The 15,915-nt window shown below is 69.1% G+C and carries 15 protein-coding genes; 5 read left to right on the forward strand and 10 right to left on the reverse strand.

Annotation, left to right across the window (positions count from 1 at the left end):
• Nucleotides 1–10: 10 nt before the first annotated feature.
• Both HFP15_RS09755 and HFP15_RS09760 read right to left on the reverse strand, forming a co-directional pair.
• The gene (locus HFP15_RS09755) at nucleotides 11–1,579 is read right to left on the reverse strand and encodes a serine/threonine-protein kinase (protein WP_168513972.1); all 1,569 of its coding nucleotides are present in this window, start codon (nucleotides 1,577–1,579) and stop codon (nucleotides 11–13) included.
• 19 nt (nucleotides 1,580–1,598) lie between these two features.
• On the reverse strand, nucleotides 1,599–2,327 hold the full coding sequence (locus HFP15_RS09760) for a TVP38/TMEM64 family protein (RefSeq protein ID WP_168513816.1): 729 nt from the start codon (nucleotides 2,325–2,327) through the stop codon (nucleotides 1,599–1,601).
• A 152-nt stretch (nucleotides 2,328–2,479) separates the two neighbouring features.
• On the opposite strand from HFP15_RS09760, the gene ligD reads away from it, so the two are divergent.
• Nucleotides 2,480–3,493 (forward strand): non-homologous end-joining DNA ligase, encoded by a 1,014-nt coding sequence (ligD, locus tag HFP15_RS09765; RefSeq protein ID WP_168513818.1) that lies wholly within the window; start codon nucleotides 2,480–2,482, stop codon nucleotides 3,491–3,493.
• A gap of 184 nt (nucleotides 3,494–3,677) precedes the next feature.
• Here the strand turns inward: ligD and HFP15_RS09770 are convergent, their stop codons facing one another.
• From HFP15_RS09770 to HFP15_RS09805, 8 genes are all read right to left on the reverse strand, one after another.
• Entirely contained in the window at nucleotides 3,678–4,022 is a 345-nt protein-coding gene (locus HFP15_RS09770) for a zinc-binding dehydrogenase (RefSeq protein WP_168513820.1), read from the reverse strand.
• Nucleotides 4,023–4,094: 72 nt separating this feature from the next.
• Nucleotides 4,095–4,946, reverse strand: a complete 852-nt coding sequence (locus HFP15_RS09775; protein WP_168513822.1) for an amidohydrolase family protein — start codon at nucleotides 4,944–4,946, stop codon at nucleotides 4,095–4,097.
• 14 nt (nucleotides 4,947–4,960) lie between these two features.
• Complete coding sequence (locus HFP15_RS09780) at nucleotides 4,961–5,926, reverse strand: substrate-binding domain-containing protein (protein ID WP_168513824.1); 966 nt, start codon at nucleotides 5,924–5,926, stop codon at nucleotides 4,961–4,963.
• Nucleotides 5,927–5,949: 23 nt separating this feature from the next.
• Nucleotides 5,950–6,801: a hypothetical protein gene (locus HFP15_RS09785; protein ID WP_168513826.1), complete on the reverse strand. Its 852-nt coding sequence runs from the start codon at nucleotides 6,799–6,801 to the stop codon at nucleotides 5,950–5,952.
• A gap of 23 nt (nucleotides 6,802–6,824) precedes the next feature.
• Nucleotides 6,825–8,477, reverse strand: a complete 1,653-nt coding sequence (locus tag HFP15_RS43835; protein ID WP_168513829.1) for a thiamine pyrophosphate-binding protein — start codon at nucleotides 8,475–8,477, stop codon at nucleotides 6,825–6,827.
• Nucleotides 8,474–9,526, reverse strand: a complete 1,053-nt coding sequence (locus HFP15_RS09795; RefSeq protein ID WP_168513831.1) for an amidohydrolase family protein — start codon at nucleotides 9,524–9,526, stop codon at nucleotides 8,474–8,476. The genes HFP15_RS43835 and HFP15_RS09795 overlap by 4 nt, the downstream gene beginning before the upstream one ends.
• Before the next feature lie 19 nt (nucleotides 9,527–9,545).
• Complete coding sequence (locus HFP15_RS09800; RefSeq protein ID WP_168513833.1) at nucleotides 9,546–10,400, reverse strand: HpcH/HpaI aldolase family protein; 855 nt, start codon at nucleotides 10,398–10,400, stop codon at nucleotides 9,546–9,548.
• On the reverse strand, nucleotides 10,384–10,947 hold the full coding sequence (locus HFP15_RS09805) for an SRPBCC family protein (protein WP_168513835.1): 564 nt from the start codon (nucleotides 10,945–10,947) through the stop codon (nucleotides 10,384–10,386). Before HFP15_RS09805 ends, HFP15_RS09800 begins: the two co-directional genes overlap by 17 nt.
• 342 nt (nucleotides 10,948–11,289) lie before the next feature.
• Here HFP15_RS09805 and HFP15_RS09810 point away from each other — a divergent pair, with 342 nt between their 5' ends.
• The 4 genes from HFP15_RS09810 to HFP15_RS09825 are packed head-to-tail and all read left to right on the forward strand — an operon-like array spanning nucleotide 11,290 to nucleotide 15,913.
• Nucleotides 11,290–12,186, forward strand: a complete 897-nt coding sequence (locus HFP15_RS09810; protein ID WP_168513837.1) for a substrate-binding domain-containing protein — start codon at nucleotides 11,290–11,292, stop codon at nucleotides 12,184–12,186.
• Between the two features lie 32 nt (nucleotides 12,187–12,218).
• Complete coding sequence (locus HFP15_RS09815; protein ID WP_168513839.1) at nucleotides 12,219–13,073, forward strand: amidohydrolase family protein; 855 nt, start codon at nucleotides 12,219–12,221, stop codon at nucleotides 13,071–13,073.
• A complete protein-coding gene (locus HFP15_RS09820; RefSeq protein WP_210716968.1) occupies nucleotides 13,070–14,155 on the forward strand; it encodes an ABC transporter substrate-binding protein in 1,086 nt (361 codons plus the stop codon). The genes HFP15_RS09815 and HFP15_RS09820 overlap by 4 nt, the downstream gene beginning before the upstream one ends.
• Nucleotides 14,156–14,182: 27 nt before the next feature.
• Nucleotides 14,183–15,913 carry an ABC transporter permease gene (locus HFP15_RS09825; protein ID WP_168513841.1) on the forward strand — a complete coding sequence of 577 codons (1,731 nt, stop codon included), beginning with the start codon at nucleotides 14,183–14,185 and terminating at the stop codon, nucleotides 15,911–15,913.
• Nucleotides 15,914–15,915: the final 2 nt, after the last annotated feature.

Genomic DNA, 15,915 nt, shown 5'->3' on the forward strand with positions numbered 1-15,915 from the left:
CGGTAGGCCATCAACCGATGCGCGTGTCAGCGTCGATCAGCAGCTGGCCGTTGGTGCTGACCACGCGCCAGTGCGGCCTTCCGACGCCGGTGATGTCGACGTACATGTCCACCGAACCGTCGGCGTTGGCGCCGTTGTCGGCGCGGATCGACCGGTAGCCGTTGATCTTGTGTTCGGTCCAGTAGGCCTGGAACTGCGCCTGACTGCCGAAGACCGCCTGGGCTGCCGGGGTGAGCAGCCGCCACGCCGCGTCACCGCCGGCGGCGCTGATGTACTGGTCGACCACCGCTCCGGCCTGGGAGAAGCCGACCGCGCCCGCGTTGGGCGTCTGGCCGAGCCCCGCTGAGCTGGCCGAGCTGGAGGCGCTGGAAGGCGCGGAGCTGGCGGGCCGGCCACCCGACGCGTTGGGCGTCGTCGTGCCGGCGTCCTTCGAGGTCCCGCCCTGGTTGAGGACGATCAGCAGCACCGCCGCGACGACGACCACCGCCGCGGCGACCGAACCGATCACGATGCCCTTGCGCTTGCCGGAACCGGAGGCCGGGGCCTGCTGGGGTGCGGGACCGTCGGGGCGGATGAAGGCCGCGGTGGGATTGCGGGGCGAACGTGGTTGCAGGGGCGGCGCGGCGGCAGCGGCGGCCGCCGGGTTCTGCGTGCGCTGCCACGGGGGGCGCTCGGCCGGGGCCTGCGGAGGCGGCGGGTCGGCCGGTACCGCCGCGGGCTGGCGGCCGCCGCCGTAGAGCGGGGGAGAGACGAGCGTGCCCGCGCTGGACTCCGGCTCGCCGGAGGCCAGCGCGGAGAGCTTGTCCCGCGCCTCGGCCATGCTCGGGCGCTCCGCCGGCTCGACGCGCAGCAGGCTCATCAGCAGCGCGGTGGCCTTTCCGGACTGGCGCGGCGGGATGACCTGCCCGTTCGCGGCCGTGTAGAGCAGCGCGAGCTGGTTGGTGCTGTTGCCGTAGGGCGGCTGGCCCTCCAGCGCGTGGTACAGCGTGGCGCCGAGGGAGAACACGTCCGAGGCCGGTGACGGGTCGGAGCCGCGGGCCAGCTCGGGCGCGAGGTAGGCGGGGGTGCCGCCGATGAGGCCGGTCTGGGTGAGGGTGAGGTCACCCGCGGCGCGGGAGATGCCGAAGTCGGTGATCTTCGCCGTACCGGACTCGTCGATCAGGATGTTCGCCGGTTTGATGTCGCGATGCACGATTCCGGCGCGGTGCGCCGCGACGAGCGCGGCCGCGACCTGTTCACCGATGCGGGCCACCTGGCCCAGCGGCAGCGTGGTCTGCTCGCCCAGCACCGCGGACAGGCTCTTCGACGGCAGGTACTCCATGACCAGGCACGGGTCGCCGTCCTGCTCGGCGATGTCGAAGACGACGATCGCGTTGGGATGCTGGAAACGCGCCGCGTTCTTCGCCTCGCGCATCGCCCGTTGCCGCATGCTGGTGCGCTCGGCCTCGGAAAGCCCCGGCTGGGCGAGAATCTGCTTCACCGCCACCGCGCGTTCGAGGCGCTCGTCGACCGCGCGCCACACGACGCCCATGGCGCCGCTGCCGATGTGCTCAACGAGGCGATAGTGCCCTGCGATCAGCTGACCGGTGTCGATGGGACTACTCCTCGGAAACTACCTGCATTTCTTGGCTTGACCGAGCGCGAACACCCTCCTCGCGCACCGGACCGAGTGTAGCGGTCGCCCTCGTGGCGCTTCCGTAAGCTGTCCCGCGCACCACCTTGATCAATCCGAGCGCTCCGACCAGCGCGAACGCGAGATAACACGCGAGCAGTGCCGGTGGCGTGCCGCCGGTGAGCGCGTCGCCGAGCACGACGACCGCGACCGTGCCCGGGACGCTGCCCAGCACCGTGCCGAGCAGGTACGGGCGCCAGCCCACGTCGAGGATTCCGCAGCAGTAACCGAGCGGGGCGAAGGGAACCACGGGGATCAGCCGCAGCGAGGTGACCGCGAGGATCCCGCCGTCGGAAAGGCGTTCGTTGACCGCGCGCACGGACTTGCGGTGCAGGTGGCGGGACACGAGATCGCGGCCGAGCAGCCGGGCGAGCCCGAAACCGAGCATGCCGGAGATCGCGGTCGCGACCAGCGCGACGACGATGCCGACGACGTCACCGAGCAGCAGTCCCGCCGCGAGGTTGAACACTGTGCGCGGGATGGGGGCCACGGTGAGTATCGAATACGCGGCCAGCAGCAGGAGCGCGGTCGCCGGGCCGTGGCCCGCCGCCCAGTCGCGCAGCTGGGCCGGGCTGGGGACCGGCAGCACGAACGCGGCCGCGACCACCGCGGCGAGCACGACGGCCGCGACGATCAGTTTGGTGCGGCGGGTCATGCGACCACGGTATTGCACGCCGTTTTCCCGGTGGCGCGCGAGCCGTGGTGATGGTGAGCTGCCTGGGTGCGGCCGGACGTCTTTCACCCGCAGCCAACGCTCATCGGTGCGGTTCGCCTTCGAGTGCGCCGATCGGCGGCTACGGTGAAGCCGTGCCCAAAAACGGCGAAGCGGTCGAATACCAGGTCGGCGAGCGCACGGTGCGGTTGTCCAGCCCGGACAAGGTGTACTTCCCAGCCCGGGGGATCACCAAGCGGGAGGTGGCCGAGTACTACCTCGCCGTCGCGGATCCGCTGTTGCGTGCGCTCCGTGACCGGCCGACCACGCTGAAGCGGTACCCGGACGGCGTGACGGGCGAGTTCTTCTACGCCAAGCGTGTCCCGAAGGGTGCGCCGCCGTGGCTGGAGTCGGTGCGGATCACGTTCCCGTCCGGCCGCACGGCCGAGGAGGTGTGCCCGACCGAGGCCGCCGCGCTGCTGTGGGCGGCCAACCTGGGCACGTTCGACTTCCACCCGTGGCCCGTGCGGCGTCCCGACGTCGACCATCCCGACGAACTGCGCATCGACGTCGACCCGTCCGACGAGACCGGTTTCGGCGACGCCGTCCGTGTCGCGCGCACGGTGCGCGAGGTCCTGGACGAGGCGGGTCTGGTGGGTCACCCCAAGACGTCCGGTGGGCGCGGGGTGCACGTGCTCGTGCGGATCCGCCCGGACTGGGACTTCATCGACGTGCGGCACGCGGTGATCGCGCTGGGCCGGGAGGTGGAGCGGCGGATGCCGACGCTCGCGACGATCGCGTGGTGGAAGGAGGAGCGCGACGGGCGCGTGTTCCTGGACTACAACCAGGCCGCGCGCGACCGCACCGTCGCGTCCAGCTGGTCGGTGCGCGGAACCGAACGGGCCACCGTGTCCACGCCGCTGACGTGGGAGCAGCTGGACGAGGCACACCCGGACGACTTCGACGTGCTCACGGTGCCGGCCTGGCTGTCCGAACACGGCGACCCGCACGCCGCCATGGACGACCACGCGTACGGCATCGAGACGGCCCTGGAGTGGTACGCCCGCGACGAACGCGACCGTGGCCTCGGAGAGATGCCGTATCCGCCGGACTACCCCAAGATGCCGGGCGAACCCAAGCGCGTGCAGCCCAGCAAGGCGAGGGGCTGACCAGCGGAAACGCGGCCTTTCGCGCCGGTCCGGCCGTTCGCACATCGCTCACTCGCCCGATAACTTCGGTCACATGGCCGAAGCGCTCACCGACCTCGTGAACTCCTTCGCCCGCTACCTGCGGGCCGAAGGACGGGCGGGCTGTCTTCAACGGCTGCTCGCGGGCCGCACACAAGGGTTCTCCTCAGCCTATCGCCAGGACGATCTTGCCGAACCGGTCGGGCGAGTCGAGCCGGGCCTGGGCGTCCGCGGCTTCTGCCAGGGGGTAGACGGAGTCGACGACCGGGGTCAGGGTGCCGTTGGCCAGCAGCGGGAGGAATTCGCCGATCTCGGACCGGTTCGAGCCGTGGCTGCCGATCAGGCTGATCTCCCGGCGGTACAGAACCGACAGGTCGAGCTCGGCGAGCCTGCCGGTGTGCGATCCCATGCCGACCACGCGTCGACCGTGACGCGCCGACTGCGCGGATTTCCGGACGGTCGCGTTGCCGACGACCGTCTCGTGGACGACGTCCGCGCCCCCGGCCCCCATAACAAAGTTCACACCCAGCCGGGCGCCGCGCCACGGTCCGGTGGGCGCGGCGCCACTCGCCGAGGCGGTGAGCTATGCCGCCAGGCCCGGGTACAGCCGCCGCGCGGTGCCCGTGAAGATTTCGCGGCGGTCGGGTTCCGGCACCTTGTCCAGCACCTTCTGTGCGAGGGCCACCAACTCCGGCAGCGACTGTTCTGCCGCGGGCAGGTTCGAACCCCACGCGATCCGGTTGGCGCCAAAGGACTCCAGCACCGGGTCGAGGAACCCGGCCGCGTCCTTACCGGCGTCGTGCAGGCGTTCGAGGTTGCGGTGCGTGAGCTTCAGGTGCAGGCCGGGGTGGACGGCCAGTTCGGCGACCTCCTTGCCCGCAGCCGTGGGGGAGGCCGCGATATCCGGGTAACCCATGTGGTCGAGCAGTACGTATACCGACGGATGGCGGCGCAGCAGATCGTGCAGTTGTGCGGTCGCCGGGCCGAGCCGCATCTGCAGGCACACGGGGACACCGAGGTCGGAAGCCCTGCGCCAGAACGGATCCGTCTCCGGTGCCGCGAACCACTCGCCCTGGGTGGGGACCGTGCTGCCGCTGGTGAACAGCCGCACCCCGGCCAGACCATCGGCGCCTGTCACGGCTGCCAGGTTGTCGGCGGCGTCGGGTCGCAATGGGTCCACGGTGCCTACGGCGACGAACCGGTCCGGCCGCCGCGCGCGACTGTCGAGGACGTAGGAATTGTCGTAGCCGTAAGCCGTGGTGGCCTGCACGAGCACGGCCTGCGCGATGCCGGCTTCGTCCATGCGCCCGGCCATCCCCTCGGCGGTGACCGGCCGGGTGGTGGCCCAGCCGGACTGCTTGCCGCCGATCGGTGCCCGCGGGTAGCGGGCCAGATCGTCGGAGATGATGTGGCAGTGGGTGTCGATGATGTCCATGGGTGGGGCCCCTTTCAGGCATCGGGGTAGTCGCCATCGGCGAACAGGCGCCGCGGCTCATCGGGGAAGTCCGCGTCGAGCAGGCCCTGGTCCCGGGAGAACTTCACCAGTGCGCGCACGCTGACGTCGTTGGCCCGCAATCCATAGGGGATGGGGTCGCCGCCGATCTGCTTGGCCTGCTTGCCCAGTCGCGGCAGCGCCGACCACTCCGGGGCGGCCTCGGCCTGACGCCGCTTGCTCTCCGCGAAAGCGGCGTACAGCGCCGAAGGCAGGCCGGGATCGCTGTCGACGAGGTCGCCGCGGATCGCGATCACCGAATGCAGCGGATAGATCCCGGTGCGCAGGTACCAGTCCGCGGCCAGCACTTCGTGATCCGGGAACAGCGGGTAGGGCCCGTCCTCGCCGGCGGGCTGCTCGGCCGGCGCGGACCATCCGGCACGGGGAGCCCCGGCACGCCCGGTACCGGCGTTCCCGCTGAACGCGGCGTCGATCTCGCCCGCACGCAGCAGCTCACCCAGCGACCGGCCGTCGGACACGCGCTCGACGTTGCCCGGCGCGCGGCCTTCGATGTGGTCGTCATCGTCCACGACCCACGTCACCGTGTCGATGTCGAGCCCGTACTCGTCACGCAGGATCCCCCGCACCCACACCCCCGTCGTCACGGTGTAGGCCCGGACCCCGATCCGCTTTCCCTTGAGGTCACCGGGAAAGCGGATCCCCGAGGCCGCGCCGCACTGGACGTCGGCATGGTGGAACCGGCGGTTGAGGAACACCGGGATCCCGGTCAGGCGCACCCCGGCCTGCAACGCCATCAGGTACGAGGTCGGCGCCAGCTCACACACGTCGAACTCGAGATCGCGGATCATCCGCCGGTACGCGCCGATCACCGGCTTGACCTCGACCGGCTCGACCTCGTAACCGTCCACCGCCAGCGGCCGCGCGTGCGCGTAGTCGCCGACGACCACCGAGAGCTTGCTCATGTTCAGCCTTTCGTTGAAGTGGTTCAGCCGCCCAGCCGCGACGCGGGAACACCGAGCACGGAGCAGGTGCGCTCGACCAGTTCGTCGAACTCGACGCGCCGCGGCAGTACCTCCTGCTCGTAGGCGTAGCGGGCGACCCGCGTGACCGGGGCGCGCAACGCCTCGAAGCCGACGGGATTCAGCTCGGCCGGGCCGGTGATGGCTTCGGCCAGCGCGTCGTAGACCGCGAGCACGGACTTCGGGTCCTCGTGCGCGAAACCGGGTCCGAACGCGACGACGTGGTTGACGGGCACGAAACCTTCGCGTGCCGCCCAGGCCGCCGCGACATCGAGCGCGTCCGGGATGGCGGTGCGAATGCGGTCGTCGGCGGGCAGTTCGTTGCCCATGATCCCGAAGTCGAGCCTGCCCTCGAGGAAGTCCGCCTGCAGTTTGGTGCCCTCCGGGGCACGTTTGACCCACGCCGGATCGGTGTACTCGGCGATGTGCCCGTCCTCGTAGGTCCGCCAGTCCACTTCGGACAGATTCACGTCGTACTCGTCCGTGAGGAAGCCACGCAGCCAGACGCCGGTGGTCTGGCTCCAGGAGCGCACGCCGACACTGCGGCCCCACACGTCCGCCGCGCCCAGTCCGCCCATCGTCACCAGGGTCTGGTGCTGGTGGCGGCCCAGCATCGTGACGGGCAGCAGCGCCACCGGCTTGTCGTAGGCGGCCGCCTGCAACAGCGTCACCACGGCCAGTTCGCACACGTCGGCCGCCGCGTTGTTCACGAATCCTTTCGACGCCTTGTGCACGGGCTTGATGTCGAGCCGCTCGGCACCGGGAGCCGCTTCGAGCGCGGCCGCGGCGAGGTCGTCCCGTCCCAGCACGATCTTCATGTCCGTCTCCTCGGAAAGTCGGGTCACACGTCCTCGCCGTACTGGATGCGGCGATAGGGGACGCTGAGTACTTCGCGCGTGATCCGCACGTCGATCACCGTGGGCCGTGGGTCGCGGACGTATTCCGCGAGCGCCGCGCGAAGTTCGCCGGTTGTGCGGACCGTCGCGCCACTGCCGCCGAGCGCGGTGGCCACCGCGCCCAACTCGGGTGTCGGGATCACCGCGAGCTCGGGATCGAGGCCCTTGGCCTGGGCTTTGTGGTACTCGGCGCCGAGCCCTTCGTCGTTCATGACCACGACCAGCACCGGCAGCCCGTAGCGGCACGCCGTCTCGAACTCGGACAGGTGCATCAGGAAACTCGCGTCGCCCTCGACCACGAATGTGGGCTTGCCGTCGTTGCCGACCACGGCCCCGATGGTCAGCAGGGGAGCCTGGCCGATCGCGCCGAACATGCCGTAGTTCGAGGTGATCTCGCGGGAGCGCTGGAAGAGCATCGTGCCGAAGTCGGTCTGGTGGCCGCTGCCGAGCACGAGTCCGAACTCGCCGGGAAGCTCGGCGTCGACCACCGCGATCGCCTCGCGCGGATCCAGCAAACCGTTGCCGCTGCGGTACTCGGCCGGATCGATCAGCGGTGCGGTGAGGCGGCCGTGCACCTCGGGCGTGTGGAAGCCCTCCAGTTCGACGCCGCGGCCGGCCAGAGCGCTGGTCAGGGAGTCCAGTGCGGTGACCGCGTCGGCCTGGACGTAGCAGTCGGCGACCTGGCCGTTGCCCATCACCAGGTTCGGCGCGGTGTCGATCTGGATGTAGCGGGCATCGGGAAAGAGGTAGCCGCTCTCGATCGTGTAGTGGTTGAGGCTCGCGCCGACCGCGATCACGCAGTCGGCGTCCTGCAACAGTTCCATCGCGACCTTGCTGCCGAACAGGCCGGCGATCCCGACGTGGTAGTCGGTTTCGCCGTACAGCCAGTTCTTGGCCTGCAGGGTGGTGGCCAGCACGGCGCCGGTGCGCTGTTGCAGGGCGAGGATCTGCTGTCCGGCGTCGGCGCGGCGGGCGCCTCGCCCGGCGATGATCACCGGCCGTTTGCTGGTCGCGATGATCTCGCAGGCCTCCTCGATCCGCGCGGGGTGCGGCAGCAGCTTGGGCGCCCGGAGCAACTTCGTCGAGGGGACGTAGCCGCCGATGTCCTCGAACTCCTGGAGCTGGACGTCGAAGGGGGCGCTGATCATCACCGGACGCGATTCGGTGCGGGCGCGGTAGAAGGCGCGCTGCACGATCTCCTCGGCGGAGTCCGCTTTGGTCACCTGGAGGAAGTCGCATTCGATCGCGGCGGCGAAGCGCCGCTGGTCGAGGTACTGCACCGCGCCCTGGTCACCGAGCGCGGTCTCGCCGCAGAACGCGACCAGCGGGATGCGCGCACGGGCGGCCACGATCATCGACGTGGCCAGCTGCGCGGTACCGGGCCCACTCGTGGTGGTCACGACGCCGGGCCGGCCGGAGGCGCGGGCGAATCCGTGCGCCATGCTCAGCCCGGCGCCCTCGTGCCGTACCTCGTACAGCTTCACGCCGTGGCCGGCGAGGGCGTTCATCCAGTGCATGTTGGCGTCGCCCATCATGCCGAACACGTCGGTGGTGCCCTCGGCGGCGAACGCCGTGGCGAGTGCTTCGTAGACCTTCACCGTGCGACCTCCTGTTTCGTGGTGGACAGCACGCTTTCCAGGCGTGGGAAGACGCGGAGTGCGTTGTCGCCGTAGATGGCCTGCCGGTCGGTTTTGTTGATGGTGTTGATGGTGTCGAGGGTGGCTTTGACGTCGTCGAAGCGGCGGCCGGTTTCGGGGTCGGTGCTGCGGACGGCGCCGATCATTTCGGAGGCGAAGAGGATGTTGTGGGCGGGGATAGTGTCGGTGAGGAGTTGGAGGCCGGGTTTGTGGTAGACGCAGGTGTCGAAGAAAACGTTGCGCAGTACGGCTTCTTCGAGGGGTGGTCGGCCGCGGTCGAGCATCATGCCGCGGTAGCGGCCCCAGTGATAAGGCACCGCGCCGCCGCCGTGGGGCAGGATGAGGCGCAGGGTGGGGAAGTCGGTGAAGAGGTTTGATTCGCAGAGTTGCATGAAGGTGGTGGTGTCGCCGTTGAGGTAGTGGGCGCAGGTGCCTTGGATGGCGGGGTTGCGGGACATGGCGACGTGGATCATGGCGGGGACGTCCAGTTCGACCATTTTTTCGTAGAGGGGGTAGTAGACGCGGTCGGTCAACGGGGGTGCCTGCCAGTAGCCGTCAGAAGGGTCGGGGTTGAGCAGACACCCCACGAATCCCAGGTCAATGACACAGCGCTCCAGTTCCTCCGCGGAGTGGCGAATGGACGAAGCCAGGGCGTCGCCGGGGGATTGGGGGAGTTGGCATGCTGCGGCGAAGCGGTCGGGGAAGAGGTCGCGCACCCTGGCGATGAGGTTGTTGCTGACCTGGGACCAGACCAGGCTGGTGTGCACGTCGCCGTAGTGGTGGGCCATTTTGCCGGCGCCGGGGGAGAAGATGGTGAGGTCGGTGCCGCGTTCCCGCTGCAGTTTGAGCTGCGCGTTCTCGATGGCGGTGCGGATCTCCTCGTCGGTGATGTGTAGTTCGTCGGGGGAGATGCGTGCCCCCGAGTCCTCGAACGCCCTGATCTGGCGTTCGCGCCAGGTGGCGAGGGCGGGTGGTGCGGTGGTGAAGTGACCGTGACAGTCGATGATCATGGACGGTGTCTCCTGGGGGTCAGGATCGGCCGGTGAGGGTGCGGCCGAGGTCGAGTCCGGGGTGGGTTTGTACCGGGGCGGACATGAGGAAGCGGTAGCCCTGGTCGATGACCTGTGCGGCGTTGGTGGCGGTGACGTGGGGGTGGCCGACGATGACGTCGTGCTCGTGGCAGATCTTCACGATGCGGTCGCGGGCCTGGATCATCAGCGGGTGGTCGAGTTGGCGGGGCACGCCGAGTTCCTGGCTGAGGTCGCCTTCGCCGATGAGGATGAGGCCGATGCCGGGGACCTGCTCGAGGATGGCCGGGAGGTTGTGGATGCCGAGCTGGTCCTCGATCTGTATCACGACGAGGATTTCGCCGTCCGGCGCGAGTGGCCACACGTCGGCTTTGGCGTAGTAGTCCTGGTTCGAGACGCCCCAGTAGCGGGCGGCGGCGGTGGGGGCGTCGCCACGCAGGCCCGCCGGTTCGAACCGGTTTTCGCCGGGCATCCGGGGGTAGCGGCAGGCCGCGACGGCGTTGCGGGCTTCTTCGACCCGGCTGATGTGGGGCCAGACGATGCCGTAGGCGCCGAGGTCGAGTGCTTGTTTGGCGTGCCATTGGCCGTGTTCGGCGCCGTTGACCGGGACGCGGACGAGGGGAGTGGGGGCGGCGGCCAGCGTCCCGGCGTCGTGGATCCGTCTGCGGTTGAGCAGGTATTGCAGGCTGTCCCGTAACGTGGTGGCGTCCCACGGTTTGTGCTCGGCCTCGAACACCACACCGTCGTAGTCGCTGGTCGCGAACTCCAACGCCGCGGCCGGTTCGGGCGAGACGAACGCCGCGAACGCGTGCTTGCCTTCCTCGAGGACGCCGATGACGCTATTCAGCCTTGCCACTGGACACTCCGCTCTGCTCGATCTGTCGCTTGTGGACGACGCGGCGCCACCACGCCCGCACCCGCGCCCAGAGGGAAAGCTTCTCGGGGGCCGCCTGTTCGCCGGCGCACCGGCGGATCAGCTCGTCCGTGAAGTCCTTGGTCATCCGGGAGACCACGGCGCCGGCACCCGCTTCGATCAGCGACGCGAGCTTGCCCGCGAGGTTCACCTCGCCCGCCATGTGCACCCGTGCGCCGCCGGCCTGGTCGCCGGTGACACGGAAGGTCGCGTGCGCGCCGAACCGCGTCGCGCCCTGCCCGTCCCGGCCGCGCGCGGAAAGCCGTCCCTCGCGTTCGGGTTCGTCGAGGTCCAGCGACACCCTGGCGCCGAACCGCACCCGCACCGCGCTGAACTTCACGACCAGCGTGCCGTCGAAGGAGCCGTCATCGTGTGAGTCGCCGAGTTCGGCACCGCTGATGCAGGACACGACCTCGGCGGGGTCGGAGACGACCTGCCACACCCGTTCGGGCGGTGCGGGCACCGCGATCTCTTCGTCGATCTCTATCAAAGCCGTGACCTCGCCGCCCGCTCTAGATTGTTTAACAACTTGCTTCGGGTACGTTAGCAGTCGTGCGCAGATGTCTGCAAGAAGTCCTTCCGGTGACGATTCTGTACAACAATCGTGGAGAGGGTTGCGGAACTGGGGATTCGCAGGTCGTCCAGCGTGGGTCGCTTGCCCATGGGGCGAGCGATCGTCCAGATTGTTAAACGATTCGCGGAGAGTGGTCTTGATATCGCCTCGTCGTCCGCGTACGGTGACCGATACTGTTAGACATTCCCGGTGGTCGACGCCGGTCTTCCGGCCGACCCGGGCCACTCTCCGGGTACGGACGCAACAGAGGAGTTGTTCATGGCCAGAGCCTTGTCCATCGTGACGAAGTCCTACCCGCACACGGCATTCCTCGCCGACCCCGGCTTCCGCGCCGGCGGCCACGAAGTCGAGCTCGCCGCGGTGGACCCGATCTACAAGGCCTTCGCGCCGATGGTGCGCGAACTGCGGTACGACGTGAGTGAGCTGGCAGTCGCGACCTTCCTGCAGGCTCGCGAGGCCGGCGCCCCGATCTCGCTCCTTCCGGTGGTGCTGAGCGGGGACTTCCACCACCACTCACTCACCCGCTGGCCCGGCTCGCCCGAGATCGCCCCGGCCGACCTCACGGGCAAGCGGGTCGGGGTCCGCGCGTACAGCCAGACGACCGGCCTGTGGGTGCGGGGAATCCTGCACGAGGAGTTCGGTGTGGACGCCAAGGACGTCACGTGGGTGACCGTCGAAGAGCCGCACGTCGCGAGCTATGCCGAACCGCCGAACGTCGAACGCACCACCGGCAAGCTGCTCGACGTACTGAAGCGCGGGGACGTCGTGGCCGCCGTCCTCGGCCCGCCCGCGCTCGACAGCGCGCAGGGACCGCTCGTGCCGATCATCCCGGACTGGCGCGCGGCCGAGGAGGCTTGGGGCGAGCGGCACGCAACGGTGCCGATCAACCACATGCTCACCGTGCGGCGCGATCTCCTGGAAGCCGAGCCTGGCACGGTTTCCGAGCTGTACCAGGCCTTCAGTGCCCAGATCGAAGCGCGCAAGGCCGCTGACGCCGAGCCGGGGCCGCGCGTGCGCGCACTGCGGGCCGGCGTGACCGACGAACTCGTCGCGGGCCTGCAGACCGCGATCGACTACGCCCTGCAGCAGAACGTCATCCGCACGCCGGTGACCGTCGCCGAACTGCTCGACGACTTCACCCGTCACCTCGCCTGAGCGCGTCCATTCCACCCAGTCTCGAGGTACTCATGTTCAGCGTTGACACGCATACCCACATCATCTCGCCCGACACCGCCGCGTACCCGGCGGCGCCGCTCGGCGGGCACCGCTCCACCTGGTCGCAGGAACGGCCGACCGACATCGACGGCCTGCTGCGCGAGGCCGACGCCGCCGGCGTCGACCACCTCGTCGTCGTGCAGGCGTCCACGGTCTACGGATTCGACAACAGCTACGTGGCCGATCAGCTCGCGCGGCACCGCGACCGCCTCAGCGGGGTGTGCTCGGTGGACTTCCTGTCCCCGAAGGCCGTCGACGACCTGCACCACTGGGTCGACGAGCGCGGCTTCTCCGGCGTGCGTATCCGCGCCGCGGACGGCACCACCGCCGTACCGACGCCGGGCCGCGGTCTCGACGACGAGCGCATGACGCCGGTCTGGCAGTTCCTGTCCGACCGCCGGATCCCGGTGTGCATCCAGATGCACGCGCAGCACGCGACCATCCTTTCCGGACTACTCCGGCAGTACCCGGGCCTCACCGTGATCCTCGACCACGCGGGCAGGCCGCGGCTGGGCGGCGGCGAGCCGCTGTATGCCAGTCCCCTCAACGAAACCGGCCGCGTGTTCGTGAAGCTCACCCCGCCGGCCATCCTGCGCGCGCAACGCGAGACCGGGTCCGCCGCACCGCTGGTCCGCGCCCTGGTGGCGGAATTCGGCGCGGCGAATGTCATGTGGGGATCGAACTTTCCCGCCTCGGAGGGGGCTCTGTCCGAACTGGCCGGCCTGATCGAGGCGCAGCTGCCCACGCTCGCCCCCGCCGATCTGGCGCTGATCACGGGGGGTACCGCGGCAAGTCTGTACGGGCTTTCCGGCACCGAGGGCCGGTGATCGCCGTGAACCGGATCGGGCAGCGGACTCGCGCGGTTGTCGCGACCGCGCTGGGGATGGCGATCGCGCTCGTCGTGTCGGCGTGCGGCAGCAGTGCGCCGCCCGCGCCGACGGCCACCGACCTGAACGCGCTGTACCAGGAGGCCAAGGCCGAGGGCCAGGTCATCTGGTACGCGCCGAAGCCGGAGTCGCAGATGCGCGCCGCCATCAACGCGTTCAAGAAGAAGTACCCGGGCATCGATGTCAAGTACACCAACAAGAAGGCCCCGGACCTCGTCACGCAGCTCAACGTGGAACAGGCGGCCGATCGGGTCAGCTTCGACGTGTCCAACGCGGGCGGCCTCACGGTGCTGCCATCGCTGGACATGGCGGCGAAGGTGGACTGGGCCGACTTCAAGGTGCCCGCGAACCAGATCTTCGCCGGCAACTTCGTCTACATCTGGGCCGTGCCGAAGGTGTGGGCCTACAACACCGCCGCGGTGCCCAAGGCCCAGGCGCCCGCGAGCTGGAGCGCGCTGCTCGATCCGAAATGGAACAACGGCAAGCTCACCGTCGAGTCGCGCGGTTCCTTCATGACCGTGTGGGCGCAGGATCCGGCGCTGGGCACGAACGCCGGACTCGACTACGCGTCCAAGTTGGCGGCGCTGCATCCGCACTACACCGACAACACGACGCAGGCGCACACGAACATCGTCTCCGGCCAGACCCCGGTCGGCACGGACCTCATCAACCTCGTGCTGGAGGACCAGGCGAAGGGCGCGCCCGTGGCCGTCGCTCCGGTCGGCCCGACGAACGCGAACAAGGCCTACCTGTTCGTGCCCGAGGGCGCACCGCATCCGGCGGCGGGCCGCCTGCTCACCGCCTTCCTCGCCTCTCAGGAAGGCCAGGCCGCGCTCGTGAAGAGCTACAACTCGATCATCCCGACCAACACGGACTGCACGGACGCCGGGAAGAACCGCGTCATCGGCGCCCTGTGTGCCGCCGGTGTCCAATGGTTCAGCGAGACCGACATCAAGCAGTACCAGCAGTTCGCGGATTTCTTCCCCCAGGTCGAAAAGGCACTGGGCACGGACGTCAACTGACGACGCTGACCTTTGGAGACTCCAGCGATGCAGTCTGTCACCCAACAACTCTCGCCCGGCGTACGGCCCAAACGCCGGGACCGCGTCCTGGTGGGCGTCAACATCGCCATCGGCGTTATCCTCGCCTACCTGGTGCTGTTTCCACTGGGAATGCTGATTTACAGCAGCCTGAAGGACAGCGAGCTGAAGCTGCCCTTCGAGATACCCGGGTTCACGCTCGGAAACTTCACGAACATCCTCACCTCACACCGCCTGGCGGAGGTCGCGCTCAACTCGCTGATCTTCGTGCTCGGCACGGTGGCCGTGGCGCTGGTCATCAGCGTGAGCCTGGCGTACCTGTTCGAGCGCACCGACATCCCCGGGCGCCGGTTCCTCGCGCCGAGCACGCTCGCCCCGATGGCCGTGCCCGCCACCGTCATGGCGGTCGCGTGGGTGCTCACGGCCAATCCCGCGAACGGTCCGCTCGCCATCCTGGTCGAGCGCGTCTTCGGTTTCACCGTCGACATCTACTCGCTGCCGGGCATGATCCTGGTGGCCGGCATCTTCGGCGTGCCGGGCATGTACATCATGCTCGCGCCGACCTTCGCCCGGCTCAACCTCGAATTCGAGGAGGCCGCCGCGACGTCGGGAGCCGGGTGGCTGACCAGGACGCGCAAGGTCGTCCTGCCGCTCACCCTGCCCGCGATCACCGCGGCCTCGATGATGCTCGTCGTCATCGCGCTGGAGGAGTTCGCGATCCCGGCGATTCTCGGTATGCCGGACCAGATCTTCGTGTTCGCGAGCCTCGTCCAGGCGGCGCTGCAACCGCCGTCGGGGCAGTCGAACTACGGGCAGGCCAGTGCGTACGGTGTGCTGTTGGTGCTGCTCTCGCTCGTGATGATCGCCGTCTACCGCAGGCAGACACGCGAGTCGCACCGGTTCCAGGTGGTCGGTGGCAAGGGCTACCGTGCGACGCCGGTGCGGCTGGGCCGGTGGCGCGTCCCGGTGGTCGTCATCGTCACGCTCTACGTGCTCGTCGCGATCATCGTGCCCATCCTGACCCTGATCTGGACCAGTCTCACCCCGTTCCTGCAACCGATCCGGCTCGGCAGCTTCGGTTCCCTCAGCTTCGCCAACTACGCCGCGATCTTCGCCAACCCGGCGCTGAGCCACGCGCTGTTCAACACCGTGGTGATCAGTCTCGTGACGGCGACGCTGACCGCCGGCTTCGCTTTCTGGCTTGCGCTGGCCTCGACCAGAGGCGGCCGGGTGGGCAAGGCACTGTTCGACCTGTCCTTTCTGGTCTTCGCCATTCCCAGTGTGGTGCTGGGCGTCGCGGTGTTGTTCCTCTATCTGTTCCTGCCGTTCCGGGTGTACGGCACGATCTGGATCATCGTCATCGCGCTCACCACCCGCTACATCCCGCGCGGCTCCCGCATGATCCAGACCTCGCTGCTGCAACTCGACGGCGGGCTGGAGGAAGTCGGCCGTGTCTCCGGGGCGACGACGGGCACCGTGTTGCGCCGGATCGTCTTCCCGCTCGCCGCGCCCGCCGTGTCCCGGACGTGGCTGTGGGTCTTCGCCAACGCGCTGGGGGAGCTGCCCATCGCGCTGCTGCTGTCCAGCTCGGACAACCGGACCGTCGTGGTGCTGCTGTGGGACATGATCGGCGAGAGCGCGAACTATCCCGAGGCCAGCGCGCTCGCGGTGCTGCTGCTCGCGCTGTCGGCCGTCTCCGTCTGGTGGGTCAACCGTCGTGGCTTCCAACAACACATGTGAGG

It is taken from the genome of Amycolatopsis acididurans (genome assembly GCF_012328925.1).
GTDB classification, from domain to species: domain Bacteria; phylum Actinomycetota; class Actinomycetes; order Mycobacteriales; family Pseudonocardiaceae; genus Amycolatopsis_E; species Amycolatopsis_E acididurans.